This window comes from Aeoliella straminimaris (genome assembly GCF_024054565.1).
In the GTDB taxonomy this organism is placed as follows: Bacteria; Planctomycetota; Planctomycetia; order Pirellulales; family Lacipirellulaceae; genus Aeoliella; species Aeoliella straminimaris.
This window is the reverse complement of record NZ_JAMXLR010000092.1, coordinates 714,692-734,736: the sequence shown is the minus strand read 5'-3', so window position 1 is coordinate 734,736 and position 20,045 is coordinate 714,692. Positions and strand designations below refer to the sequence as shown.

Annotated in this window: 19 protein-coding genes and 1 pseudogene; 9 read left to right on the top strand and 11 right to left on the bottom strand. The window is 60.1% G+C overall.

Annotated elements, in window-relative coordinates:
• Positions 1-25: 25 nt before the first annotated feature.
• A complete protein-coding gene (locus NG895_RS28705; protein ID WP_252856009.1) occupies positions 26-1,867 on the bottom strand; it encodes a hypothetical protein in 1,842 nt (613 codons plus the stop codon).
• Positions 1,868-2,063: 196 nt separating this feature from the next.
• Between NG895_RS28705 and NG895_RS28700 the strand changes: the two genes are divergently transcribed.
• Positions 2,064-3,017, top strand: a complete 954-nt coding sequence (locus NG895_RS28700) for a YdjY domain-containing protein (protein ID WP_252856008.1) — start codon at positions 2,064-2,066, stop codon at positions 3,015-3,017.
• 85 nt (positions 3,018-3,102) lie between these two features.
• A complete protein-coding gene (locus tag NG895_RS28695) occupies positions 3,103-4,371 on the top strand; it encodes an outer membrane protein assembly factor BamB family protein (protein ID WP_252856007.1) in 1,269 nt (422 codons plus the stop codon).
• 12 nt (positions 4,372-4,383) lie between these two features.
• On the opposite strand, the gene NG895_RS28690 is transcribed toward NG895_RS28695, so the two are convergent.
• Both NG895_RS28690 and NG895_RS28685 read right to left on the bottom strand, forming a co-directional pair.
• Positions 4,384-5,553, bottom strand: coding sequence for a TIGR03032 family protein (locus tag NG895_RS28690; RefSeq protein WP_252856006.1), 1,170 nt, complete (start codon positions 5,551-5,553; stop codon positions 4,384-4,386).
• A 67-nt stretch (positions 5,554-5,620) separates the two neighbouring features.
• A complete protein-coding gene (locus NG895_RS28685; protein WP_252856005.1) occupies positions 5,621-7,906 on the bottom strand; it encodes an ATP-dependent helicase in 2,286 nt (761 codons plus the stop codon).
• Positions 7,907-8,185: 279 nt separating this feature from the next.
• On the opposite strand from NG895_RS28685, the gene NG895_RS28680 reads away from it, so the two are divergent.
• Complete coding sequence (locus tag NG895_RS28680; RefSeq protein WP_252856004.1) at positions 8,186-8,461, top strand: DNA-directed RNA polymerase subunit alpha C-terminal domain-containing protein; 276 nt, start codon at positions 8,186-8,188, stop codon at positions 8,459-8,461.
• Positions 8,462-8,486: 25 nt separating this feature from the next.
• On the opposite strand, the gene NG895_RS30725 is transcribed toward NG895_RS28680, so the two are convergent.
• The 4 genes from NG895_RS30725 to NG895_RS28660 form a co-directional block, all read right to left on the bottom strand.
• The gene (locus NG895_RS30725; RefSeq protein WP_252856003.1) at positions 8,487-9,443 is read right to left on the bottom strand and encodes a GNAT family N-acetyltransferase; all 957 of its coding nucleotides are present in this window, start codon (positions 9,441-9,443) and stop codon (positions 8,487-8,489) included.
• A gap of 43 nt (positions 9,444-9,486) precedes the next feature.
• Positions 9,487-9,801: a Rieske (2Fe-2S) protein gene (locus NG895_RS28670; protein WP_252856002.1), complete on the bottom strand. Its 315-nt coding sequence runs from the start codon at positions 9,799-9,801 to the stop codon at positions 9,487-9,489.
• A gap of 51 nt (positions 9,802-9,852) precedes the next feature.
• Positions 9,853-10,794, bottom strand: coding sequence for a lysophospholipid acyltransferase family protein (locus tag NG895_RS28665; RefSeq protein WP_252856001.1), 942 nt, complete (start codon positions 10,792-10,794; stop codon positions 9,853-9,855).
• A 119-nt stretch (positions 10,795-10,913) separates the two neighbouring features.
• Positions 10,914-11,993 carry a Gfo/Idh/MocA family protein gene (locus NG895_RS28660; RefSeq protein ID WP_252856000.1) on the bottom strand — a complete coding sequence of 360 codons (1,080 nt, stop codon included), beginning with the start codon at positions 11,991-11,993 and terminating at the stop codon, positions 10,914-10,916.
• Positions 11,994-12,147: 154 nt separating this feature from the next.
• Between NG895_RS28660 and NG895_RS28655 the strand changes: the two genes are divergently transcribed.
• The 3 genes from NG895_RS28655 to NG895_RS28645 all read left to right on the top strand — a co-directional run bounded on the left by NG895_RS28655 (position 12,148) and on the right by NG895_RS28645 (position 14,580).
• Positions 12,148-12,648, top strand: a complete 501-nt coding sequence (locus tag NG895_RS28655) for a tRNA (cytidine(34)-2'-O)-methyltransferase (RefSeq protein ID WP_252855999.1) — start codon at positions 12,148-12,150, stop codon at positions 12,646-12,648.
• Between the two features lie 78 nt (positions 12,649-12,726).
• Positions 12,727-13,605, top strand: a complete 879-nt coding sequence (murB, locus tag NG895_RS28650; RefSeq protein ID WP_252855998.1) for a UDP-N-acetylmuramate dehydrogenase — start codon at positions 12,727-12,729, stop codon at positions 13,603-13,605.
• A gap of 57 nt (positions 13,606-13,662) precedes the next feature.
• On the top strand, positions 13,663-14,580 hold the full coding sequence (locus NG895_RS28645) for a cell division protein FtsQ/DivIB (protein WP_252855997.1): 918 nt from the start codon (positions 13,663-13,665) through the stop codon (positions 14,578-14,580).
• A 338-nt stretch (positions 14,581-14,918) separates the two neighbouring features.
• Here the strand turns inward: NG895_RS28645 and NG895_RS28640 are convergent.
• From NG895_RS28640 to NG895_RS28630, 3 genes and pseudogenes are all read right to left on the bottom strand, one after another.
• Positions 14,919-15,740 (bottom strand): annotated as a pseudogene (locus NG895_RS28640) (glycerophosphodiester phosphodiesterase).
• Positions 15,741-15,937: 197 nt separating this feature from the next.
• Positions 15,938-16,168: a carbon storage regulator gene (locus NG895_RS28635; RefSeq protein ID WP_252855996.1), complete on the bottom strand. Its 231-nt coding sequence runs from the start codon at positions 16,166-16,168 to the stop codon at positions 15,938-15,940.
• A 220-nt stretch (positions 16,169-16,388) separates the two neighbouring features.
• Positions 16,389-17,006: an isochorismatase family protein gene (locus tag NG895_RS28630; protein WP_252855995.1), complete on the bottom strand. Its 618-nt coding sequence runs from the start codon at positions 17,004-17,006 to the stop codon at positions 16,389-16,391.
• Between the two features lie 65 nt (positions 17,007-17,071).
• Between NG895_RS28630 and NG895_RS28625 the strand changes: the two genes are divergently transcribed.
• The 3 genes from NG895_RS28625 to hslU all read left to right on the top strand — a co-directional run bounded on the left by NG895_RS28625 (position 17,072) and on the right by hslU (position 19,275).
• Complete coding sequence (locus NG895_RS28625) at positions 17,072-17,251, top strand: hypothetical protein (RefSeq protein ID WP_252855994.1); 180 nt, start codon at positions 17,072-17,074, stop codon at positions 17,249-17,251.
• A 150-nt stretch (positions 17,252-17,401) separates the two neighbouring features.
• Positions 17,402-17,944: an ATP-dependent protease subunit HslV gene (gene hslV / locus NG895_RS28620; protein WP_252855993.1), complete on the top strand. Its 543-nt coding sequence runs from the start codon at positions 17,402-17,404 to the stop codon at positions 17,942-17,944.
• Positions 17,932-19,275 carry an ATP-dependent protease ATPase subunit HslU gene (gene hslU / locus NG895_RS28615; RefSeq protein ID WP_252855992.1) on the top strand — a complete coding sequence of 448 codons (1,344 nt, stop codon included), beginning with the start codon at positions 17,932-17,934 and terminating at the stop codon, positions 19,273-19,275. Before hslV ends, hslU begins: the two co-directional genes overlap by 13 nt.
• 49 nt (positions 19,276-19,324) lie before the next feature.
• Here the strand turns inward: hslU and NG895_RS28610 are convergent, their stop codons facing one another.
• A complete protein-coding gene (locus tag NG895_RS28610) occupies positions 19,325-19,921 on the bottom strand; it encodes a hypothetical protein (protein WP_252855991.1) in 597 nt (198 codons plus the stop codon).
• Between the last annotated feature and the right edge of the window lie 124 nt (positions 19,922-20,045).

The following is a 20,045-nucleotide window of genomic DNA, read 5'->3' as shown; positions in this document are numbered from 1 at the left end:
ACGATGCGACTCAGCTTGGCGGAGCCTACGCGGGATCGACAGCCAGCAATTCGTCGAACTCGCCAGTGCGAAAGAATCGACCAATCATCAACTCGGCCGCTGTATTCTGCCCCAGGACGGTCCGGTTGGCGGGCGCGGCGAGGGAACGATAGGCGAGCCACTGTAGATCGCCCAACTGCACGCGGTAGCCCACCGCCACGTCGCTGGGGGCCACTTCCAGCGACGCGGCGACGGTCAACTGCCTCCAGGTTCGCGGTTTCGCGGTACGTCGGGAGTTCAGATCGATCCACAACGGGCAGCTTAGTCGGGCACCTCGGGAAGTCTGAGCCAGCTCCAGTTTGCCGCTATTGCTGGAAAGCTCGCCGAAGCGAGGGTCGTTTCGCCATTCGGCCAGGGCTAACGGCAGAACGGTTGCCCTGGATCCGCCCTTACTATCTGCCAATACCCCGTCGCGAGTCTTCTTCTCGGGCATGAACTTAATACCGTCGGCCAGCGGCAACCAGTTGGTGTGTCGCCACTCGCCGGAGGGGCTGGATGGGCCGTGCAGGATATCGTGTGTGAGCAGGAACCCGTCTTCCTTGCCCAGGAAGATCTGCCGCTCGACTCGCACACCGCCGGAGAGTTCGATCACCAAATCGAGGTAATCGCACTCATCATCGCTGTACCAACACTGCTGTTCCCATTCATCCACCGGCTCGAGCAGCTTGCCGGCGTAGGTGGTTTCCATGCCCCAGGAGCCAGAGATCAAAGTCCGACCTTCAGCCTCGACTTCAATCTGGATGTCCGAGCGTGAGTAGTCTACCAGCACACGTGAGGACTTCTTGTCCCAACCGTTGGCCAGCATGGCCAACATGGACCATTCCGACTCGACGCTTGCTTCGGGCAGTTCGTCTTCATCGAAATCAGGGTCGATGGTTAATAACCGCTTGCCCACGCGTGCCGCGGCCGCCGTATCGTCCTGATCGTCGCCAGCGAGTTCCAGGGCCGTATCGAGTACTCCCGCCGGCCAGGCGACGAAGGGAGTCTTGGAGAGCATAGGAGTACCGTCGACACGCTGCAAACCAATAGTCTGTCGCACCAGCCACTCGTACTGCGTGTCGGCCGACGACGACCAGCACCCTTTCTTCAGTTCCTCACCAATCGAGCGCGAACGCGTCCAACTCGAAAACAATAGAGTCAGCACTGGCAGCAAGGCTGCATCGACCAAACCTTCGCCATCGGTGGTCGCCAGTAAACTCTCGCCGAGCAACTTGCGTGCGGAAGTTCGGAGCGACCTGATCGGCGTCAACTCGGGCAGCGATACGCTGAGCACCAGGGGCAATTCCCCCCCCAATAGCACGGAAACTGTGGTGGTTTCCGGATCGAGTGTTTCGAAGGTGGATTTCTGGACATCTTCGGCCAGGCTCTGGAACGTGGTAACCACCCGCCACCAAGCGGAGCAACTGGTGCATGCCGCCAACTGGGGCAGACGGTAGGCAACGACCAGCGTCTTGAGAGCGGCCGCGATGCTGGGTGGGGAGTTCTCGAGCTCGTGTACCAACTCGGCCAAAAGCGATTCGATCTGCGCGGATGGCTCCGACTTCGAGCCCTTTTTTGCTGCGTGATCGAACTCTTTCCGCCAAATGTCCACCTGCCCCACAGGCGAATCGTCGACTGGCAGTCCCCAACTCGTTGGATCGATCTTCGAGCCATAGTCGTCGAAGAACTCTGCTAACTCGCGGGTTGCCAGATAGTCGGCCCACCGCTGCCAGGCTTTGGGCGTTTCCAGATCGGCCCAACCTTTGCGGAGTGTCTTGGGCGCTTCATCGTGCCACAACTTTCCTGCATGCCACTCATCGAGCCGATTGGTAAACTCGAGGTCGTTCATTCCGTGAAAGAATCCATTATCATCGGCGTGAGAATCACGCGGAACTGCGGTCGTTGTCGACATCACTTCCCTGATACAATGCCTGGTGAGAAAATCAAGCGATCGGGCGGCACGGGTCGCTCGTTGCCCGCCGCGTCCAGTTTCCGATCGGGTCCGATACTCTATGTCCGATACACAAACACAGAGGACTCCAAAAATGCAAACGCTAGCATCGTACCGTAAGCAACCCGCGACTGCTAGTCATTGGGCTGCGTATTTGGCGATAACTCTGGCACTAATTGGGCTCTGTTGCACGACTCCGGCCAGTGCCGACGAAACCTCGACAGACGATGCCACCAGCGAGAAAACCACCGAGAATGAGCAGGGGGATGCTCTCGGCCAGGCGCTTGAGTCCCAAGCGGAGCCCGCCGCAGAAGAGGAGGACTACGAGACCCGTCGCCAGCGGGAAATGGAGGCTCGCAAAATGTCCTATCTCCCGCCGCCCGAGAATGGCAAACAGCTCGCAAAAAACGGCCGCGCGTGGATCGATCGCGACAAGAATGTCGTATATGTAGATGGTCGCATTTCGCTGCGCAAGGGCCAGTTGGAAATGTTCGCCTGCCCGCCCAACACCAAAGAGCATGAGTCCATTGTATCGGTAGAAAGCGAAGCATTCGTTCTGCATGCTGGGCTGTTGGCAGTTGGCGCAGAGACGGGTACGCCCGTAGCGTTCGCTCCCGAGTACAAGGCGCCCACCGGTACCAAGATCGACATCGACGTAATCTGGAAAGACAAAGAGGGAAAACAGCACAAGGTTCGCGCACAGGATTGGATTCGCGACACCCGCACCAAGAAAGCGATGGATTTGCCCTGGGTGTTTGCTGGCAGCGGTTTCTGGAAGAACGAGGAACTTGGCACCAGCGGCTACCTGGCGGAAGATGGCGACTTGGTGTGCGTGGCCAACTTCAGCACGGCCATGTTGGACGTTCCCGCTGAACGGACCAGCAACAACTCGGGGCTGTCATACGAAGCCTGGACCGAGAAAATCCCGCCGCTGGGCTGGCCCGTTCGGTTGGCTTTCAAGCCGGTTCTGAAGGACGATGGGACGCAAAAGCCCACTTCCAAGCCGGCGACCGCGGATACGGCAACCAGCAGCGATGTCTCCAAATAGCGGGCGACTTTCGGTCGTATTTTTGGTATCATCGGTGCAAATTCCCGCCCCCAACATTCCCTCCCCCCATCAGGAATCGCCTCCCATGCTGCACATTCGCTCTTGCTTTGCGTCTCTAGCGCTTGCACTGCTGGTCAACACCGCATTGGCAGATGAGTACGACTGGCCACAGTGGATGGGCCCGAACCGCGACGGGGTCTCGCAAGAGACCGGGCTACTGCAGGAGTGGCCCGAAGATGGACCGCCACTAGCCTGGATGGTCCGCACGGTTGGATTTGGTTACGCAGGGCCTGCGATCGCCAATGGCAAGATCTTCATCCTCGGATCGGTGGATGGAGTGACCTTCTTGATGGCACTGGACGAAAACGACCAGGGCAAACAGCTATGGGCCGCCGAGATTGGCGAAGACTTCGACAACGGTTGGGGCGATGGACCACGGAGCACGCCCACCGTCGATGGCGACCGCGTCTACGCCATGGCCGCGGGCGGCACGCTCATTTGCTGCCAGGTGGCAGATGGCAAAGAACTGTGGCGTGCACAGATGCAGGACATGGGTGGCAGCACCCCGGCATGGGGTTACGCCGAATCGCCGCTGGTGGATGGCGACCTGGTAATTTGTACTCCCGGTGGCCCCCAAGGGTCCGTGGCCGCGCTCGACAAGATGACCGGCTCGATGAAGTGGCAAAGCGAGGGCATGACCGAAGGTGCACAATACTCTTCGGTCGTACAAGCACTGTCCGGCGCCGACAAACAATATGTGCAACTGCTGCAGAAGAAAGTGTTCGGTCTCAATCCCGCCAACGGAGCCGTCGTTTGGCAACAAGATTGGCCGGGCCGCGTCGCGGTGATACCCACACCTCTGGTCAAAGGCAATCAAGTATACGTGACCAGCGGCTACGGCGTTGGTTGTCGCCTGATCGATCTCGGCGAGTCGGGTGAAGATCCCACCATCGTGTACGACACCGATGACCGTGCCGGCAAGGTGATGAAGAGCAAGCATGATGGCTTGGTGTTGCTCGACAAGTATCTGTACGGGTACTCCGATGGCGGTGGTTGGACTTGCCAGGAGTTTGAAACTGGCAAGCGTATCTGGAGTGAGAAGGGCGAACTCAAAAAAGGCTCGATTGGCTACGCGGACGGCAAGCTGTATTGCCTGGAAGAAGAGTCGGGCCAAGTTGTGTTGCTGGACGCTACGCCCGATGGCTGGCAGGAACATGGCCGCTTTACGCTCAGCCCGCAGACCGAGTTCCGCAACCCCAAGGGCCGTATCTGGTGCCACCCGGTAATCGCCAATGGGAAGCTCTACCTCCGAGACCAGGAGTTGCTCTTCGCGTTCGACGTGAAGGAGAAGTAAGGGCAGAAGCTCTTACTGCCGCAACTCGGCAGGCACATCGGCCAGCGCTGCGTCTCCCAGAACATACGAACGACCAATCAATTCGGCGTCGTGGTTCACCAAGTCGGGGAATCGAACCCCCGGCAGCACCTCGACGGCAAAAATCTCCTGTACGCCTTCTTCGAAACGACAGAAGGCGATGGTCTGCCCGGTTTCGATGTTGACCACCCACACGCCACAGGTGCGTTCTTCGGCTTGTTGTAAGCGATCCACCAGAGGAATACCGCTGAAAACGGCCGACTCGCGGACTTGAGACAGACCGACGAAGGCCAGCGGGCCGTAAAAGCTTAGTCCTCGAGTAAAGCCCGGAAACTGGGCCACCGGTTCGTACTTGCCTGTCGCGGGGTCGATGGTGCCGAGCGTTCCTTGGCCACTTTCCAAGAGCCACAGCCGACCGTTGTACCACCGTGGCGAGTGTGGCATCGACAATCCACGCACGATCGTTTCGCCCGATTCCACGTCGATCAGGATGCCGCCGTCGCATTTTTTCTCTCGCCATCCATCAGGCTGAGTGGTCTCGCCGAGCGCGGTAACATATCGTACTTGACCTTCGCGAATCGCCAGACCATTCAAATGGCAGGCGTCGCCGGGCGAAAGGTGTTGGATGAATCTCGGCCGCCAGACGGGCTCGAAGCTGTTCTCCTGGCTGCGGATCGCCAAACAACTGAAAGCCGTGTTGACGAAGATCAACTCACTTGCCCGCTGCTCAGAAGAGCCAGTGTGGTCCTGCACCCAAGCCATCTCGTGGATTTGTACGTCGCCGGTACAGTGACTCCGCCGCGGAAGGTAGCAGGTGTCGTGCTTCGCACCGCCGGTAGGGTAGTCGTCCGACTCGTCCAGCTTTGCACAAACCGCTGGCACGTTGTGAAACTCCCACACGTCGACGCTGCAGCCAATGGCCAGGCGGCCGCCCTCGACCGCCAGCCCCATCGGTTTCAACAGGTTGCGAAAATGGGTATTGAGCACGCCCCCGTCGTTGCGCAGCACAACCAGCTTGCCGGCTTGGTAAGTTGTCACCAGCACCGACGCGCCAATTTGCGCGAGGAGTTCGGGGAACGAAGTGGTATGAACACTTCGCAGCGGATCGTCGGCCGGCTGGTTGGTAGCCGACGAGTCGTCTGGCGTAGCGGGCGAATCGCTCATGGGCTCTCAGTAAATACGGTTCCGCGGACGTTTTCCAGACCGGCTGACTATCGCGAGAAAAAAGTGCTCAACTGCTGGCCGGCCGTAGCGGACTATGAGCCAGTACGAACCGGCGCTCGCCAGCAGCGGCGAACTGCACGGTGGCCTTCCGCGCCGAACCCGAGCCACCTAGGGCCGTGATTTTGCCGGGGCCGAACTCCGGGTGCACGACCGTCATACCCAGGGCGAATTCGTCGGGCGAGACTCTGGCACGCTGGGCGCTCTCGCCACTACCGGCCAGTTGTGCGGCCGTTTTCAGGTGGGCAGTGATTGGCGTCTTGGGCGTTGCGGGCTTGGGCAAATCGATCTGGGTAGACGGTTCCTCGTACGGCTCGTCGACATCGTACGCATCGTACTCGTCGACAAAGAAGTCGAGATCGTTGCTGCGAGCATCGACCATTTCCAGCTCGTCGCGAGGCATCTCCATCAAGAAACTGCTGGGGATGGCCATGCGTCGCTGCCCGCGATAGTCGCGCATTCGGACATAGCTCATCTGCAGCAGGTCTTCTGCGCGGGTAATGCCGACAAAGGCCAGCCGCCGCTCTTCCTCCAACCCTTCGGCGGTGTCCCGCGATCGCTCATGCGGCAGGATGCCATCCTCCAAAGCAATGAGGTACACCACAGGGAATTCCAGCCCCTTGGTAGCGTGTAGCGTCATCAGAGTGACCTTATCGGCCTCGGTTTCCCAGTCGTCGGTCTCATTCACCAGCCAGGTGCGCTCGAGGTAAGCTTCCAGACCGCCATCGCTGAGGTCTTCGCTTTGCTCATCAAACTGTCGGGCGTCGGTAAGCAATTCTTCGATATTCTCCAGCCGCGATTGATCCTCCACGTCGCCACTTTCGCGCAGCGCCTTCGAGTATCCGCTCTTTTCGATCACAGTGCCGATCACGGCTTCGACCGAATCGGTAGCCAGAGACGAAACTTCGTCAATGAGTTGCACGTAGGACGTGAGCGCATTGACTGCGCGCTTCTGCAGACCATCGATCGACGGCGACTGCCGAGCTGCTTCCAACAGCGACGTACCGTGGCGGTAGGCATGCAAATTCAGTCGCTCGATCGATTTCTTGCCGATGCCGCGGGTGGGGGAGTTGACCGAACGATCGAACGCTACGTCATCGTGCGGATTGTTGGCCAACTGGCAGTAGGCCAGCACGTCCTTGATTTCCTTGCGGCCGTAGAACTCCTGCCCCCGGACCATCTGGTAGGGAACCCCCGCAGCGCGGAGTGCTCGTTCCATCGAGCGTGAGAGAGCGTTCGTCCGGTAGAAGATGGCAAAGTCGCTGGCCCGCCGCTCGCCCCGTTCGATGGCGGCGTGAATCTCTTCGGCAATGCCCGCCGCCTCCAGGTCCTGGTCGCCGTAAGCCACCAGTCGCACGGCACGACCTTCTTCGTTGTCGGTGAACAGCGACTTCTTCTTGCGACGTGTGTTGTGAGCAATGAGCTGATCCGCCACGCGGAGGATGCACTTGGTGCTACGGTAATTCTGCTCGAGCCGGACCACGCGAACCTGCGGGAAATCGCGTTCGAACTCCAAAATGTTCGTGATGTCCGCGCCCCGCCAACCATAAATCGACTGATCGGGATCACCTGTGGCTGCCAGATTCGGATGATCGACCGACAGGGCCTTGAGGATCACGTACTGCGCTTTGTTGGTGTCCTGGTACTCGTCGACCAACACGTAGCGAAAACGATTATCCAGCTGCCCACGCACCTCTGGATTGTGGTACAGCAGCGAGGCAACGTGCATCAGCAGATCGTCGAAGTCCACGGCCGCCGACTGCAGCATCCGTTGCTGGTACGCCGGATAAACCTGGGCCACGATCTCCGACAACGGCGAACCACGGCGGGCCTGATAATCGGTGGCCGTGATCAATTTATTCTTGGCCGAACTGATTGCTGCGGCGATGCGGTCGGGCGAGTAGCCCATGACATGTATCTTCTCGGCCTCGAGCACGCGTTTGAGTACCTGGCGACTATCGGCCGTGTCGTAAATGGTGAAGTTGGGTGCAAGGCCGACTAACTCGCCGAATTCGCGAAGAATGCGGGCGCCGAAGCGGTGAAATGTGCTTACCCAGACGGCTTCGCCCGGCACGAGCGATTGAATGCGGTTCCGCATCTCGCTGGCGGCTTTGTTGGTGAACGTGAGGGCCAGCACCTGGCGAGCGCGAACGCCTTGCTCCAGCAGGTGGGCGACGCGGTGCGTCACGACGCGCGTCTTACCGCTGCCCGGGCCAGCCAGGATCAACAGGGGCCCATCTACGTGAAGCACCGCCTCGCGTTGTGCGTCATTCAAGTTTTCCAACAGCGCGGACATAACAATTGACATTTGCAGGAAGAACTGGGGTCGCTGAGTTAACTATACGCGTCCGCTAGCGATTGCTCTATGTGCCACCGCTAGCGTTCCAGTCATGATACGAGAAAATTTTTCGTCAATCCGAAGCGCCAGCAGGCCACAATTTGCTATACTTCCCGCTTGATGACTGCAAAGGGCCAAGGACGCGGCCGATGTGTCCGTGATGGCCACGAGCAGAGTGCCGCGGCAGCGTAGCGTAAGCCTGCCGCTATTCACTCACCCAGGGAGGGAATCCCCGCCATGACTCGCATTCCTCTGAATCGTGCGGAAACCGACAGTCAAGCAATGCAGACCCGGCTCGAAATGAGCACCGCAGAGATTGGCCTCGCGGTCCGCACGACCAACTGCCTCGAAGAGAAGGGCGTGTTCACAGTGCATGACCTGTTGAACTGCACCCGCGACGACCTGCTCTCGATTTCGAACTTCGGCGAGAAAACGCTTGAAGAAGTATATGGCGCCCTGGAGAAGCACGGCTTCTTCCGCCCGGGCCGGCAGATTCCGCGTCAGGCCAAATAGCCTGCGTGAAAACCAGTCGAGAACGCTAACGGGCTTCGCGGCGATAGACCAGCCCATGGTCGATCGGCGCGAAGCCCAGTTTTTTGTAGAACTCGATGGCCGGGGCGTTCGTGAGCATGGTTTGCGATTCGATCATTGAGATCCCACGCTTGTGGAGTTCCTTGAACGCCTCGCTCAGCAGATACGTGCCGTACCCATGGCGGCGTGACTCGCTATCGACCCATAGGTCGTACATACCCGCGACACGGAGCCCCCAGCTGCTGGCCAGTGGCTCGATGTCCCAGAACATGACGCTGGCCACGACTTTGTCTTGCCGACGGCGGCGGAGCAAGAACTGAATCCGCTCGAGGCTGCCGTACACGGAGGTGTTCCACCAGCTGCGCGTCAGTGGCGAGTACTGCGTTTCGAAGTTCACCTCGCGGGCTACTTTACGTTGCTCGCGGTTGACCATAGGTCGGAACCGAACCAGGTCGCGCTGCAGGACTACCACCCGACCACGCTCGCGATACTGGTGGCGGGCCAGCAGCTCACGCCGATTCGTGTCGGAAAGCAGAATGCCGGGCAGTTCGCTGCCGCCGTACAGTCCCAGGTAAAAGCCGTTCAGTGGGTTGATGCCGCCGCCATACAGCACTTTGGCCCCCTGCTCGCGCAAGTAGGCCTCGCTCCGCTGGAGCAACTCATCCGGCAAGCTGGACCCCCACAAGTCCTCACGAACCATCACCATGTGGGTGGTGCCCATGCTGGTGTCGAGGCCGGCCAGTTCGCTATTGGGCCCAAACCCGGCGTGGGAGAACCCCACCAGCTGGTCTCCCTCGAAGGCGACAGTGAGCCCCTTGGGGTCGAAGTACTGTTTAGAAAATAGGCACAGCTCCAGCACGCTGGCAGACACTGGCTGTGCCAAACCGCGTTGCGGAGGCTGGCATGACCACAACTGGGCAATGCGCGGAGGATCGGAATTGCGGAACGGACGGAAGGAATACACGCGGCGAGTGATCCACGGGCCAGCGCTGGGCCAACGGGCGAATTTACGGTTTTGGCAGTTCAACCTGTATGGTACCGCCCGACTCGCGGACACGGTAGGCGGTCTGCCGGATCGACTCGCTGAGGAGCTGTTTGCCGGTACGGACGTCGTACTGCCAGCCATGCCAGGGGCAGGTTAGCACGCAGCCTGACAGCTCTCCAGCGGCCAGCGGGCCACCCTGATGGGCACAGATGCCGTCCAGAGCGTAATAGTCGCCATCGACGTTGGCCACCACGACGATCGACTCGCCAACCACGGCCTCGATGCACGAGCCTGGTGGACAATCGGCCACGGTCGCCACTTCAACCCACTCGCCCATCGAATAACTTCTGCTGAATTACAACTACGGGAAATCACGCAAAGTGATGCACTAAGCGGCCGCCTGCTGGCGTCGCTCGAGCCTCCGCAGCACTTTTTCCGGCGGATTACCCTTCCAGCGTTTGTGGATCCACCAATACTGCTCGGGGGCGGCGACGATCAATCGCTCCAGGCAACCAGTGTACCATTCTGTCATCGGCTGGACACCGGCGTGGGTGAAGTCCGCATCGGCCGGATCGACCAAATCGGCCACGTCCACGTGGTACTGCAGCATTCGCCGTTTGCGACGCACGCCCACCACCAAGGTGGGAGCCTTGAACGACAGCGAGAACAGAGCGACTGCTTTGTGCGTGGAGGCCGGCTTTCCGAAGAACGGCACCCAGCATCCTTTGTGCCCGGCGGCCTGGTCGCCTAACAACGTCAATGCACCGCCACTGGATAGCAGTTCTTCAATCATCTCGCCGCTACCCTGTTTGGGCAGCATGTGTTGACCAGTGCGTCCGCGAAACTCGTTGATGAACCGATCGACGTAGGGGTTGTCGAGCTTCCGCGCCACGGTGTGCGTGGGGAACCCGAACAGCCCCATCAGGTAGCCGCCAAGTTCGAAGTTGCCGTAGTGGCCACTGATCACCACGCTGGGCCGACTGGTGTACATGGTGCGGATGATCGCTTCGTCGTCGGGCACGTTGAACATCTGACGCCAGTTGGTGCGATGCACCTTGCGTGGCGTGTGGGCGATTTCCATTACCATCAGGAACAGATGACGCCACATTTGGTGCGAAGTCTGGCGGACCTGCTCGTCGGTTGCGTTGGGGAACGCAATCCGCAGGTTTTCCGACAGCACCTTGCGTCGCACCGGCACTACTTTGGTGAACAGCAATGCTAACAGGTCAGCAGTCCGCTCGCACAACCGCGGCGGCAGCGCCTGCACCATGGCAATCAGTACGCGCAGCACCACGTAGCCGGCATAGTCCTTTGCATTGCGAAACGTCACGCGGCAGTCCTTTGTCGCGAGTGGTAGCGAGCCCTCTGATTCCGCCGTAGTTTGGCAAATTGACGCAACGGAGGGGAGGCCAGTTTCGCGGCCCACCGGTAGAGCGTGGCCCCTGCTAGCTAACCCTTCTTCGCCTTCATCACCGGGTCGCTTTTCAGCGGCAATTTCACCGGTTTTCCGCTCTGGGCCGACTTGTATATCGCCAGAATGATCTCGACCGCTTTGCGGCCTTCATGCCCATCGACGACGGGGGTGCCGTCTTTGTTGATGGCCTTGATAAAGTCGGCAAACTGCATGGCGTGGCCGTGATGGCCGATGGCCGAGGGGTCGCTGGCCCCGCCGCCGCCGCTCTTGCGCTTGGCCATCGCCTCGTGGATCGGTTTGTCGGCGGCCCGGGTCTTGGCGAAGTCCCAAGTCTTGATGTCTTCCTCTTCGATGGACGCCGAGCCGGTGGAACCGTGTATCTCCACCTTCTTCAGGTATCCGGGATAGGCGGCCGTGGTGGCTTCGACTACGCCCAGCGCGCCCGAAGCGAATCGCAAGGTAGCGACGGCAACGTCTTCCACTTCGATGCGTTCGTGGGCAAGGGTATCGGTCAAGGCACAGATTTCGGTGACATCGCCCATCAACCACTGCAGCAGATCGACCGTGTGGATGGCCTGGTTCATCAGGGCGCCACCGCCGTCGAGCTTCCAGGTGCCACGCCAGGCGCCGCTGTCGTAGTACTCTTGCGAGCGGTACCACTTGATGTAAGCATCGCCCAGCGTCACGCGACCAAACCGCCCGGCGTCGATGGCCTTCTTCAAGGTCTTCGGAGCGTCATGGAATCGCGAAGGAAAGATCGTGGCCAGCTTCACGCCGTTCTGCTCGCAGGCCTTGATCACCGCGTCGCAGCGTTTGAGGGTAATCTCCAGCGGCTTTTCCACAATCACATGCTTGCCGGCCTTGGCGGCAGCCACGGCCGGTTCCATGTGTGCGCCGCTGGGGGTGCCAATCGACACGGCGTCGATCTGGTCGTCGGCCAGCATTTCTTCCAGCGTGTCGTACGCCTTGATGCCCACTTCCTCGGCAAACCGTTGGGCCGACTCCGGATTGCGGTCGTAGCAGCCGACCAGTTTCCCGCCGCGGACATCCTGCAGTGCGCGGTGATGAAAACGGCTAATCATGCCGCAGCCAATCATTCCGAATCCGATAGCCATAGTGATGCCGAGGGGGTTAGAGGAGCTGTTGACGATAGTAAACCGGGACGAACCGCGTATTATAAGAGGCATCGTGGCGGCTCACTACCGACGCCGGCTCCAAAAATACGGACGCCGATGCCGCTGATTCCAACCAAAGTAACCTCAAGGCTCGATGAACCCCGAACCCTACCAGCCGCTGCTGCACATTGTGCTCTATCAGCCCGAGATTCCCTACAACACGGGAAGCGTCGGTCGCACCTGCGTGGCGGTGGGGGCCAAGTTGTGGTTGGTGAGGCCCTTGGGCTTCCAGGTAGATAATTACCACCTGCGACGGGCCGGGCTCGATTACTGGCAACACCTCAATTGGCAAGTGGTCGACGACTGGCAGCACCTGCTGGACGAGCTCGGCCAGCGGCGATTCTGGTACTTCACCAAGTTCGCCACTCGCGATCTGGGACACGCCGAGTTCACGCCGGAGGATGTCCTGGTTTTTGGTCGCGAGTCGCAAGGCCTGCCCGAGGAGATCCGCAACTCGGCCCCCGAACGGTGCCTGAGGATCGCCTGTCGGTCGGAGGTCCGCAGCCTGAACCTTTCGAACAGCGTCGCAGTGGCCTGTTACGAGGCCCTGGGGCAGTGGCGGCGAGCCGGCACCGACGTTCCGCTGCCCGAATAGCCACGGCAACCGCCGAGGTCTGGATTGACGCCGGCGGCCCAAACCATCACGATGCGGTAGACACGGAGAGCCCCCATCATGGCAATTGCAAGCGAATTCGAAAGCATCATCAAGACTTCCTACCCGCTCGCCCCGCGGACATGGCTGGGCCTGGGCGGAGCCGCGGAGTTCTATGCCGAACCCCGAAATATCGACGAGCTGATCGGACTGGTCGGCCGCTGCGGCGACGAAGGAATTTCCACGCGACTGCTCGGAGGCGGATCGAACCTGCTGGTACGCGAGGAAGGCGTCGCCGGGATGGTCATCAGTCTGGCCGACCCCGCCTTTGGCGAAACTTCGGTCAGTGGCCCCACGCTCAAGGCCGGTGGGGGAGCGTCGCTGGCCCACGTGATCAACGAATCGGTTCGCGCCGGGCTCGCCGGACTTGAACCGCTGGTTGGCATCCCCGGCACCGTGGGCGGAGCTCTGCATGGCAATGCGGGCAGCCGTGGTGGCGATGTCGGGCAGTGGGCCAGCAGTGCTACCGTGCTCACTCGTTCGGGTGAAGTTTGCGAGCGAAAGCGCGACGAGCTGGTGTTCGCCTACCGCGAGAGCAGCCTCGACGAGCTCGCGATCCTCGATGTCTCCTTCGAGCTCGAACAGGAAGACGCCGAACAACTCACCAAGCGGATGCAGAAGCAGTGGATCGTCAAGAAGGCAGGACAGCCGATGTCGCATCAGCGAACCGCCTGCTTGTTCAAGAATCCACGCGGCATGAGTGCTAGCATGCTCATCGAGCAAGCTGGGCTGGCCGGCGCCAGCGTTGGTGGGGCCGAGCTTAGCGGCCGCCATTCGAACTTTGTGGTCGTCAGCGACGATGCTACCAGCAGCCACGTCCTGAAGCTCATCGACCAGATTCGCAGCCGGGTGGCGGAACGCCTGGGTGTTGAGCTGGAAACACAGCTCGAAATCTGGTAACAAGCCAAGCGGTTTGTACTTCATGCTTCTGTCAGCGCTCGCCCTCAAGGATGTGGGATGGCCACCAGCGACGACGCCAATCCTAGCCCGCGTCGAATTCCTCCGATCCGTCTCCGCATGATCGTCACGGCGATCGTGTTGGTCGCGGTGGGAGTGGTCGCTCGCAAGGCGTGGGAATCGATGCACGCCAACCTGCTCGCGTCGCCACGATACAAGCTGTCGGCCGCCACGCTGCACATCTCGCCGGAAACTCCACCCTGGATTCGTACGGACGTCAAAGCCGAGGTGCTTCGCGACTCGGGCCTTACCGATTCGCTCTCGCTGCTCGAGTCGCCCGAAGTGATCCAACAGCGACTGGTCGACACCTTCGAACTGCACCCTTGGATCCGCAAAGTCGACAGCGTTGTCCTCGCCAGGCCGGGCGAGATCGAAATGACAGTTGCCTATCGTCAGCCGGTCGCTGTGGCCGAGGTCTCGGCCGCGGGCCAAACCGACCTGCTGCCCATCGACGCCGAGGCGGTGCGACTGCCCGATGGCCATCTGACGGAGGTTGAGAAATCGTACCTGCCCCGGATTAGCGACATTCATCAACGCCCCCTCGAAGGCGATACGTGGGGCGATGCTCGCGTATTGGGTGCCGCCAGGCTGGCCGCTCGACTGGGCCCGGTGTGGGAGAAGTTCAGCTTGCTCGACATTGTTCCCTCGGGCCATCCCGAAGTGCTCCGTTCGAACCGTTACTACGTGTACGACATCCGCTCGAACTACGGCACCGTCATCCACTGGGGCGCGGCTCCCGGTTTTGCCCCTCCCGGCGAAAGCCCGTTCGAGGAGAAGCTTGCTCGGCTGACCAACTGGATTGACCAGAACGGCTCGCTCGACTCGATTAACTCGCCCCAATCGATCGACGTCCGCGATTCGCTGTACGTCGAAAAACGGATTGCCAAGCAACCCGAATCGGAGGACCTCGTCCGGTAGTCTTTCCGTTATGTCGCAGCTGTTATGTCGCAGTGCTGCGGCAACACGATCCGCTGCGACAAAACTCTCGGCTGCGTTTCCACGCCTATTCCCGTAAGTCCTTTATCGCAAACAGGTTGCAAATCGCACCTGGTTTGCGGGCCAGGGAGTTGTTGCGCCGGTTTTGCCGCAGGTGCGACAAAACTCCTTTTGGGCCATTCGCTCCACAAGCGAACGCGCACCAGCCAGCGCATCGAACCCCACATTTTCCCACAGTGTGTGTAAGAAAACTACACCGAAGAACGGATTTCATTCCGTTAATCAGCGCCTACTCTCCGCAGTCCGGAATGAATTCCGTCTTACGGGTTTGGCAGCAATTCTTTGACCTTCTGGATGGCGGTCGGAATGTCGGTGCAATGCACGTCGACTCCCAGCCCAATGGCCAGATAGAAATCCTCCGGCGAGCGCCCCGGCCAGCAGTTTACCTTGAAGCCCTGCGCGTGGGCCTTGTCCACCAGATCGCGTGAAGTGCCGCTGATACGGCAAGCGATGTGGTTGGCTCCGAGTTCCTTCGCCTCGGCCATGAACTCCTCCGATAGCGGCGCGCTTTTGATGAACGCCGTAGGAGCCTTGGCGTCGAGCGCTCGAATCGCCCGCAGCGGCCGCTTATCGAACGACGTGAACACGTACTTTGAGCCCTCGGGCCGATAGCGCTTGGCCGCTTCGTACAGCGCGACACAGTACTCGTCGATGCGGCTATCGGGATAGAGTTCGTGGTTCTTGGTCTTCATCTCCAATTCGATCATCACGCCCGGCTTGTCGGCAAAGTACTCGAGCAGCTCGTCGAGAAACAAGAACGATTGCCCCTGCTTGGTGGTAATCTGCTTCAGCTCGGCGGCCGTCATCTGCTCGATGGCGCCGGTGCCGTTGTGGGTGCGCTACAGATCGTCGTCGTGCAAGATGACGAGCACGCCATCTTTGGTCATGCGAATGTCGGTCTCGAACCCACGAATGCCAGCCTCGTAGCAGGCGCGGAACCCCTGCAAGGTGTTTTCTTCATACTCGTACGCGCCCCCTCGATGAGCCAAGATAACCGGCACTCCATCGTCGGCCCCGGCCGACGACCAATTGATGACCGAAGTGCACACGAACAGACAGAACACGGCTACGCGAAATATCATGGAAGGCTCAATCGCAAGAGAGGGTAGGGGGCCGCACCAACTCGCCACCGACTATATTTGTCGGTGACGGTGGTGAGTGCAAGCGTACCGGAGTTCGGCAAATCTGCTACCTCAAGAACGATCCGCGGAGGCAAGGTGCCTCCGGTGGGCGCAGGCGTCCAATGGAGTGACCGCTCCAAACGCAGCCACGTGCGCCTCTAGGACTCTTGCTCTTCCCCATTGAAGATCCGCAGGGCGTCGGCCGCTTGTTCGGATACGGCTTCAGCTTCGGCCTGGATTTGATCGGCCAGTTCACCGCGTACGACGGCCAGTTCGGGGGGAGCTTCGATGCCCAAGCGAACGCCGCCGGAATTGAGCTTCACCACCGTGACGCAAATATCTGGACCGATTTGGATTCGTTGGCCTGATTTACGAGAGAGCACTAACACGCCGTCGTTCCTTCTGGTGCGTGAAGGGATGCAAACTGATCGAGGCTCCGAGGAATTCCGTGTCCAGTCAATCGGGCACGAGAAAATAGGACTATATGGCGCAACTTAACCGTGCCAGGCTGGCATTGCAAGCGGCTGCGCCCATAACGGACGGTGAAACCCGCAAGCTGGGGGGGCATTCAGACCACTCCCATTCCCCCTAATCTCGCCAACCTCCAAGTCAGGGGGCCGGCTCGCGGACCAATTGGCTGACCTGCTTGAACTCGGGCGTGCCAGAAACCACGCACCATTCGAACAGGGCCGACTCGGTCGTGGTCAGCATGACGCCGGCCGACTCCATCCGCCGCAGAGCCGTCTCGTAGTCGACGGAGAATCGGGTTCCCGTGGCATCGACTGCCAGCAGTACCTGAAACCCCGCGGCCAACAGGTCATAAGCCGTTTGCTGCACGCAGACATGCGTTTCGATGCCGGTGAGCAGCACACGGTGCTTTCCACCCGAGTCCAACTGTTCGATCTGGCGGGCGAAAACGTCGGTGCAGCCGGCGGAGCTGAAGGCGAGTTTACTCGCCGCAGGTGAAGGGATTCGGCTGGCGAGCGGTTCGACAGTGGGGCCCAGTTTCTCGGGATACTGCTCGGTGGCCACGACTTCCACGCCCAGCACCTTTGCCCCATCGAGCAGTCGCCGAATGTTCCAGACGATCCGCTCGTGGTGCTGAATTACCGGCACCAGTCGCTCCTGCAGATCAACCAGGCACAGCAAGGTGTCGCCCGCATTCATCAGTTCTGGACTGCGGGGCAAGGAGGCGGCTTGCGAGTTTATGGCTTCATTCGCGTTCATGGCAGTCTAGAATAGCAATAAGCCAATCTATAGCCCAGATGCCGAACTTGCCCTGAAAGACCGCCTTGTCTTCCCCGAAAACTCTCTGCGACTGGTCGAAATCCGACCTCGCCAAGCGATCCGAAGAGCTGGCCGAACTGGTCCGCGACGCCGGATACTACTGCGCCAAGTGCGCCCGCGTGGCCAACGACAAACGCGTGCTGTGCAAATCCAAGAAGCTGCCTCAGCCGGCGAAGGTCAAGTAGCGAGTGTCCATCAGCAGTCGCCGTCGATCTTGAATGCGTCCCCACCCAGCCCAACATGTCTGCGAATACGGACCCCTGGCCCGAGCCGCACGATCTGCGACAATGGGTAGGCATAGCACGCCAATAACACGCCGCCGGAGAACGCTGCCGATGAAATTTCGCTCGACAACCATTCTCACCGTTCGCTCCGGTGGTATGGTCGCCATGGGGGGCGATGGCCAGGTGAGCCTGGGACAGACCGTAATGAAGGGCGACGCCCGCAAGGTCCGCCGCCTGGTCGATGGCAAGGTGCTGGCCGGTTTCGCTGGCGCTGCGGCCGACGCCTTCGCCCTATTGGAACGCTTCGAAGAAAAGCTGCGCGACTACCCGGCCAACATGCCCCGCGCAGCAACCGAATTGGCCAAAGAGTGGCGGACCGACCGCGCGCTGCGCCGGCTTGAGGCCCTGATCGCCGTGGCCGATGCCAAGGACACGCTGTTGGTCTCCGGCACGGGCGACGTGATTCAGCCCACCGATGGCATCCTGGGCATTGGCTCGGGCGGAAACTATGCCTTGTCGGCGGCCCGTGCCTTGGCCGAACATTCCAACTTGTCGGCAAGCGAGATCGTCCGTAAGGGACTCGAGATCGCTGGCGACATCTGTGTGTACACCAATCGCAACATCGTGATCGAGGAACTCGAGTGCACGACCTGACCCCTCGCCAAATCGTCGAACAACTCGATCGCCACATTGTCGGGCAGGCCGACGCCAAGCGGGCGGTGGCCATTGCCATTCGCAACCGCTGGCGACGCCAGCAACTGGATGAAGAGCTGCGCAAAGAAGTGGCGCCCAAGAACATCCTGATGATGGGCCCCACGGGCGTCGGCAAAACCGAGATCGCCCGCCGACTGGCCACGTTGACCGGCGCGCCGTTCATCAAGGTCGAAGCCACCAAGTACACCGAAGTGGGCTACTACGGCCGCGATGTGGAAAGCATGGTCCGCGAGTTGGTAGAGAACGCCATCAGCCTGGTGCGCGAAGAGGAACTGGCGAAGGTCGAAGAAGAGGCCAAACGCCGCGTCGAAGAACGCTTGCTCGACCTGCTCGCTCCCGCCCCGCACAGCTACGACGTGGGTGTCGACTCAGAGAATTCGCCCGAACGATACGAGCGCACCCGTGAAAAGATGCGGGCGATGCTGGCTGGCGGCGAGATGGAAAACCGCACGGTCGAAATCAAGGTCGAGCAAAAAGCCCAAGCGATGATGATCCCCGGCATGGGTCCGGGCAGCGATCAGATGGACTTCGACTTCCAGGGCATGCTAGACAAGATCCTGCCCAAGAACGTGGCCCGCCGCGAAATGACCGTGGCCGAGGCCCGGCGGGTGCTGTTCGAGCAGGAATGCGAGGCCCTGATTAACCAGGAAACGGTGAATGCCAAGGCCATCGAACTGGCCGAAAACATGGGCATCATCTTCCTGGACGAAATCGACAAGGTCGTTGCCACCGAAGGTGGCCGCGGCGCGGACGTTTCGCGGCAAGGTGTGCAGCGCGACCTGCTGCCGATCGTCGAAGGCACCACGGTGCAGACTCGCTATGGCTATGTTCGCACCGACCATATCCTGTTCGTCGCCGCCGGAGCGTTCCACCGCGCGAAGCCCAGCGAGTTGATGCCGGAGCTGCAGGGCCGATTTCCGATTCGGGTGGAACTGAACGACCTTACAAAGGAAGATTTCGTCCGCATTCTCACCGAGCCCAAGAGCGCGCTGACCAAACAGTATGCCGCGCTCATGGACACCGAAGGCGTGAAGGTCGATTTTCAACCCGACGCCATCGAAACCTTGGCCGACTACGCGTACCAGGTGAATCAGTCGACACAGAACATCGGTGCCAGGCGCCTGTACACCATCATGGAACGACTGCTCGAAGAACTGAGCTTCGAAGCGCCCGATATGAAGATGGGCAAGGTACAGATCAATGCCGCTTACGTCCGCGAACGATTGGAAGCGGTAACGGCGGACGAGGACTTGAGCAAGTTCATCCTGTGAGCAGGTGGTGTCCGTAGCCGGATTCGCAAGAATTCGGACGACCAATCCGCTAACCTGCGGTCTCTTCGCTCCAACCACCACGCGACACCCCATGCTGTCGCAGGTGCGAGTAGACTCGCCAAAAAGTTGGCCAGTGGTTGTCTGTGAAGGGCTTAATCTCCGGGTATCCTGGCAACAAGCAACTGGTATAGGGATAGTCTCTGAACGCGTCGACTTGCACCAGTCCAGCACGTTCGGGGTTGCGGGCTACGTATTCGACCACCGTCTCAAACGCATCTTTCTCCCGCTGCTCTTCGGTCAGCACATGGTCGTGGCCTTGGGATTGAAGCTCAAAACCAACTGCCTTGAGCGTGGCGTTCAAGTGTCGACGAAAGAACTTCATCGCAACCCTTTGGTCTGTGTCGTCGCTGATACCGAGCCACAGCAGATGAAAATGGTCCGGCATGCAGCAGAAGATCGGGCAGCAGATCTCATAGCGGAAAGCAGTGTGAGTTAGCAGTTCCCGAAACCTGTAGTAGAAGACTGGCTTCAGCCAACCTTGGCGACGCCCCTCTACGGTAAGCGACCAGTGAACATAAGCCTGCGCTCGATAATAACCGGGAGGCAATCGCTTCAAATAGTCGCGTCGCTCAGTGGGTCGCTGCATTGCCCGGGCTCCGCTTTGGGGCACCATCAGTCCTGCTAAGAAAATGCAGGCCTCAGTATGCGCACATGGAACATCGCTATCCCGGCCAAATCTGCGAGAAACGCTCCGAATTCTTGCGAATCCG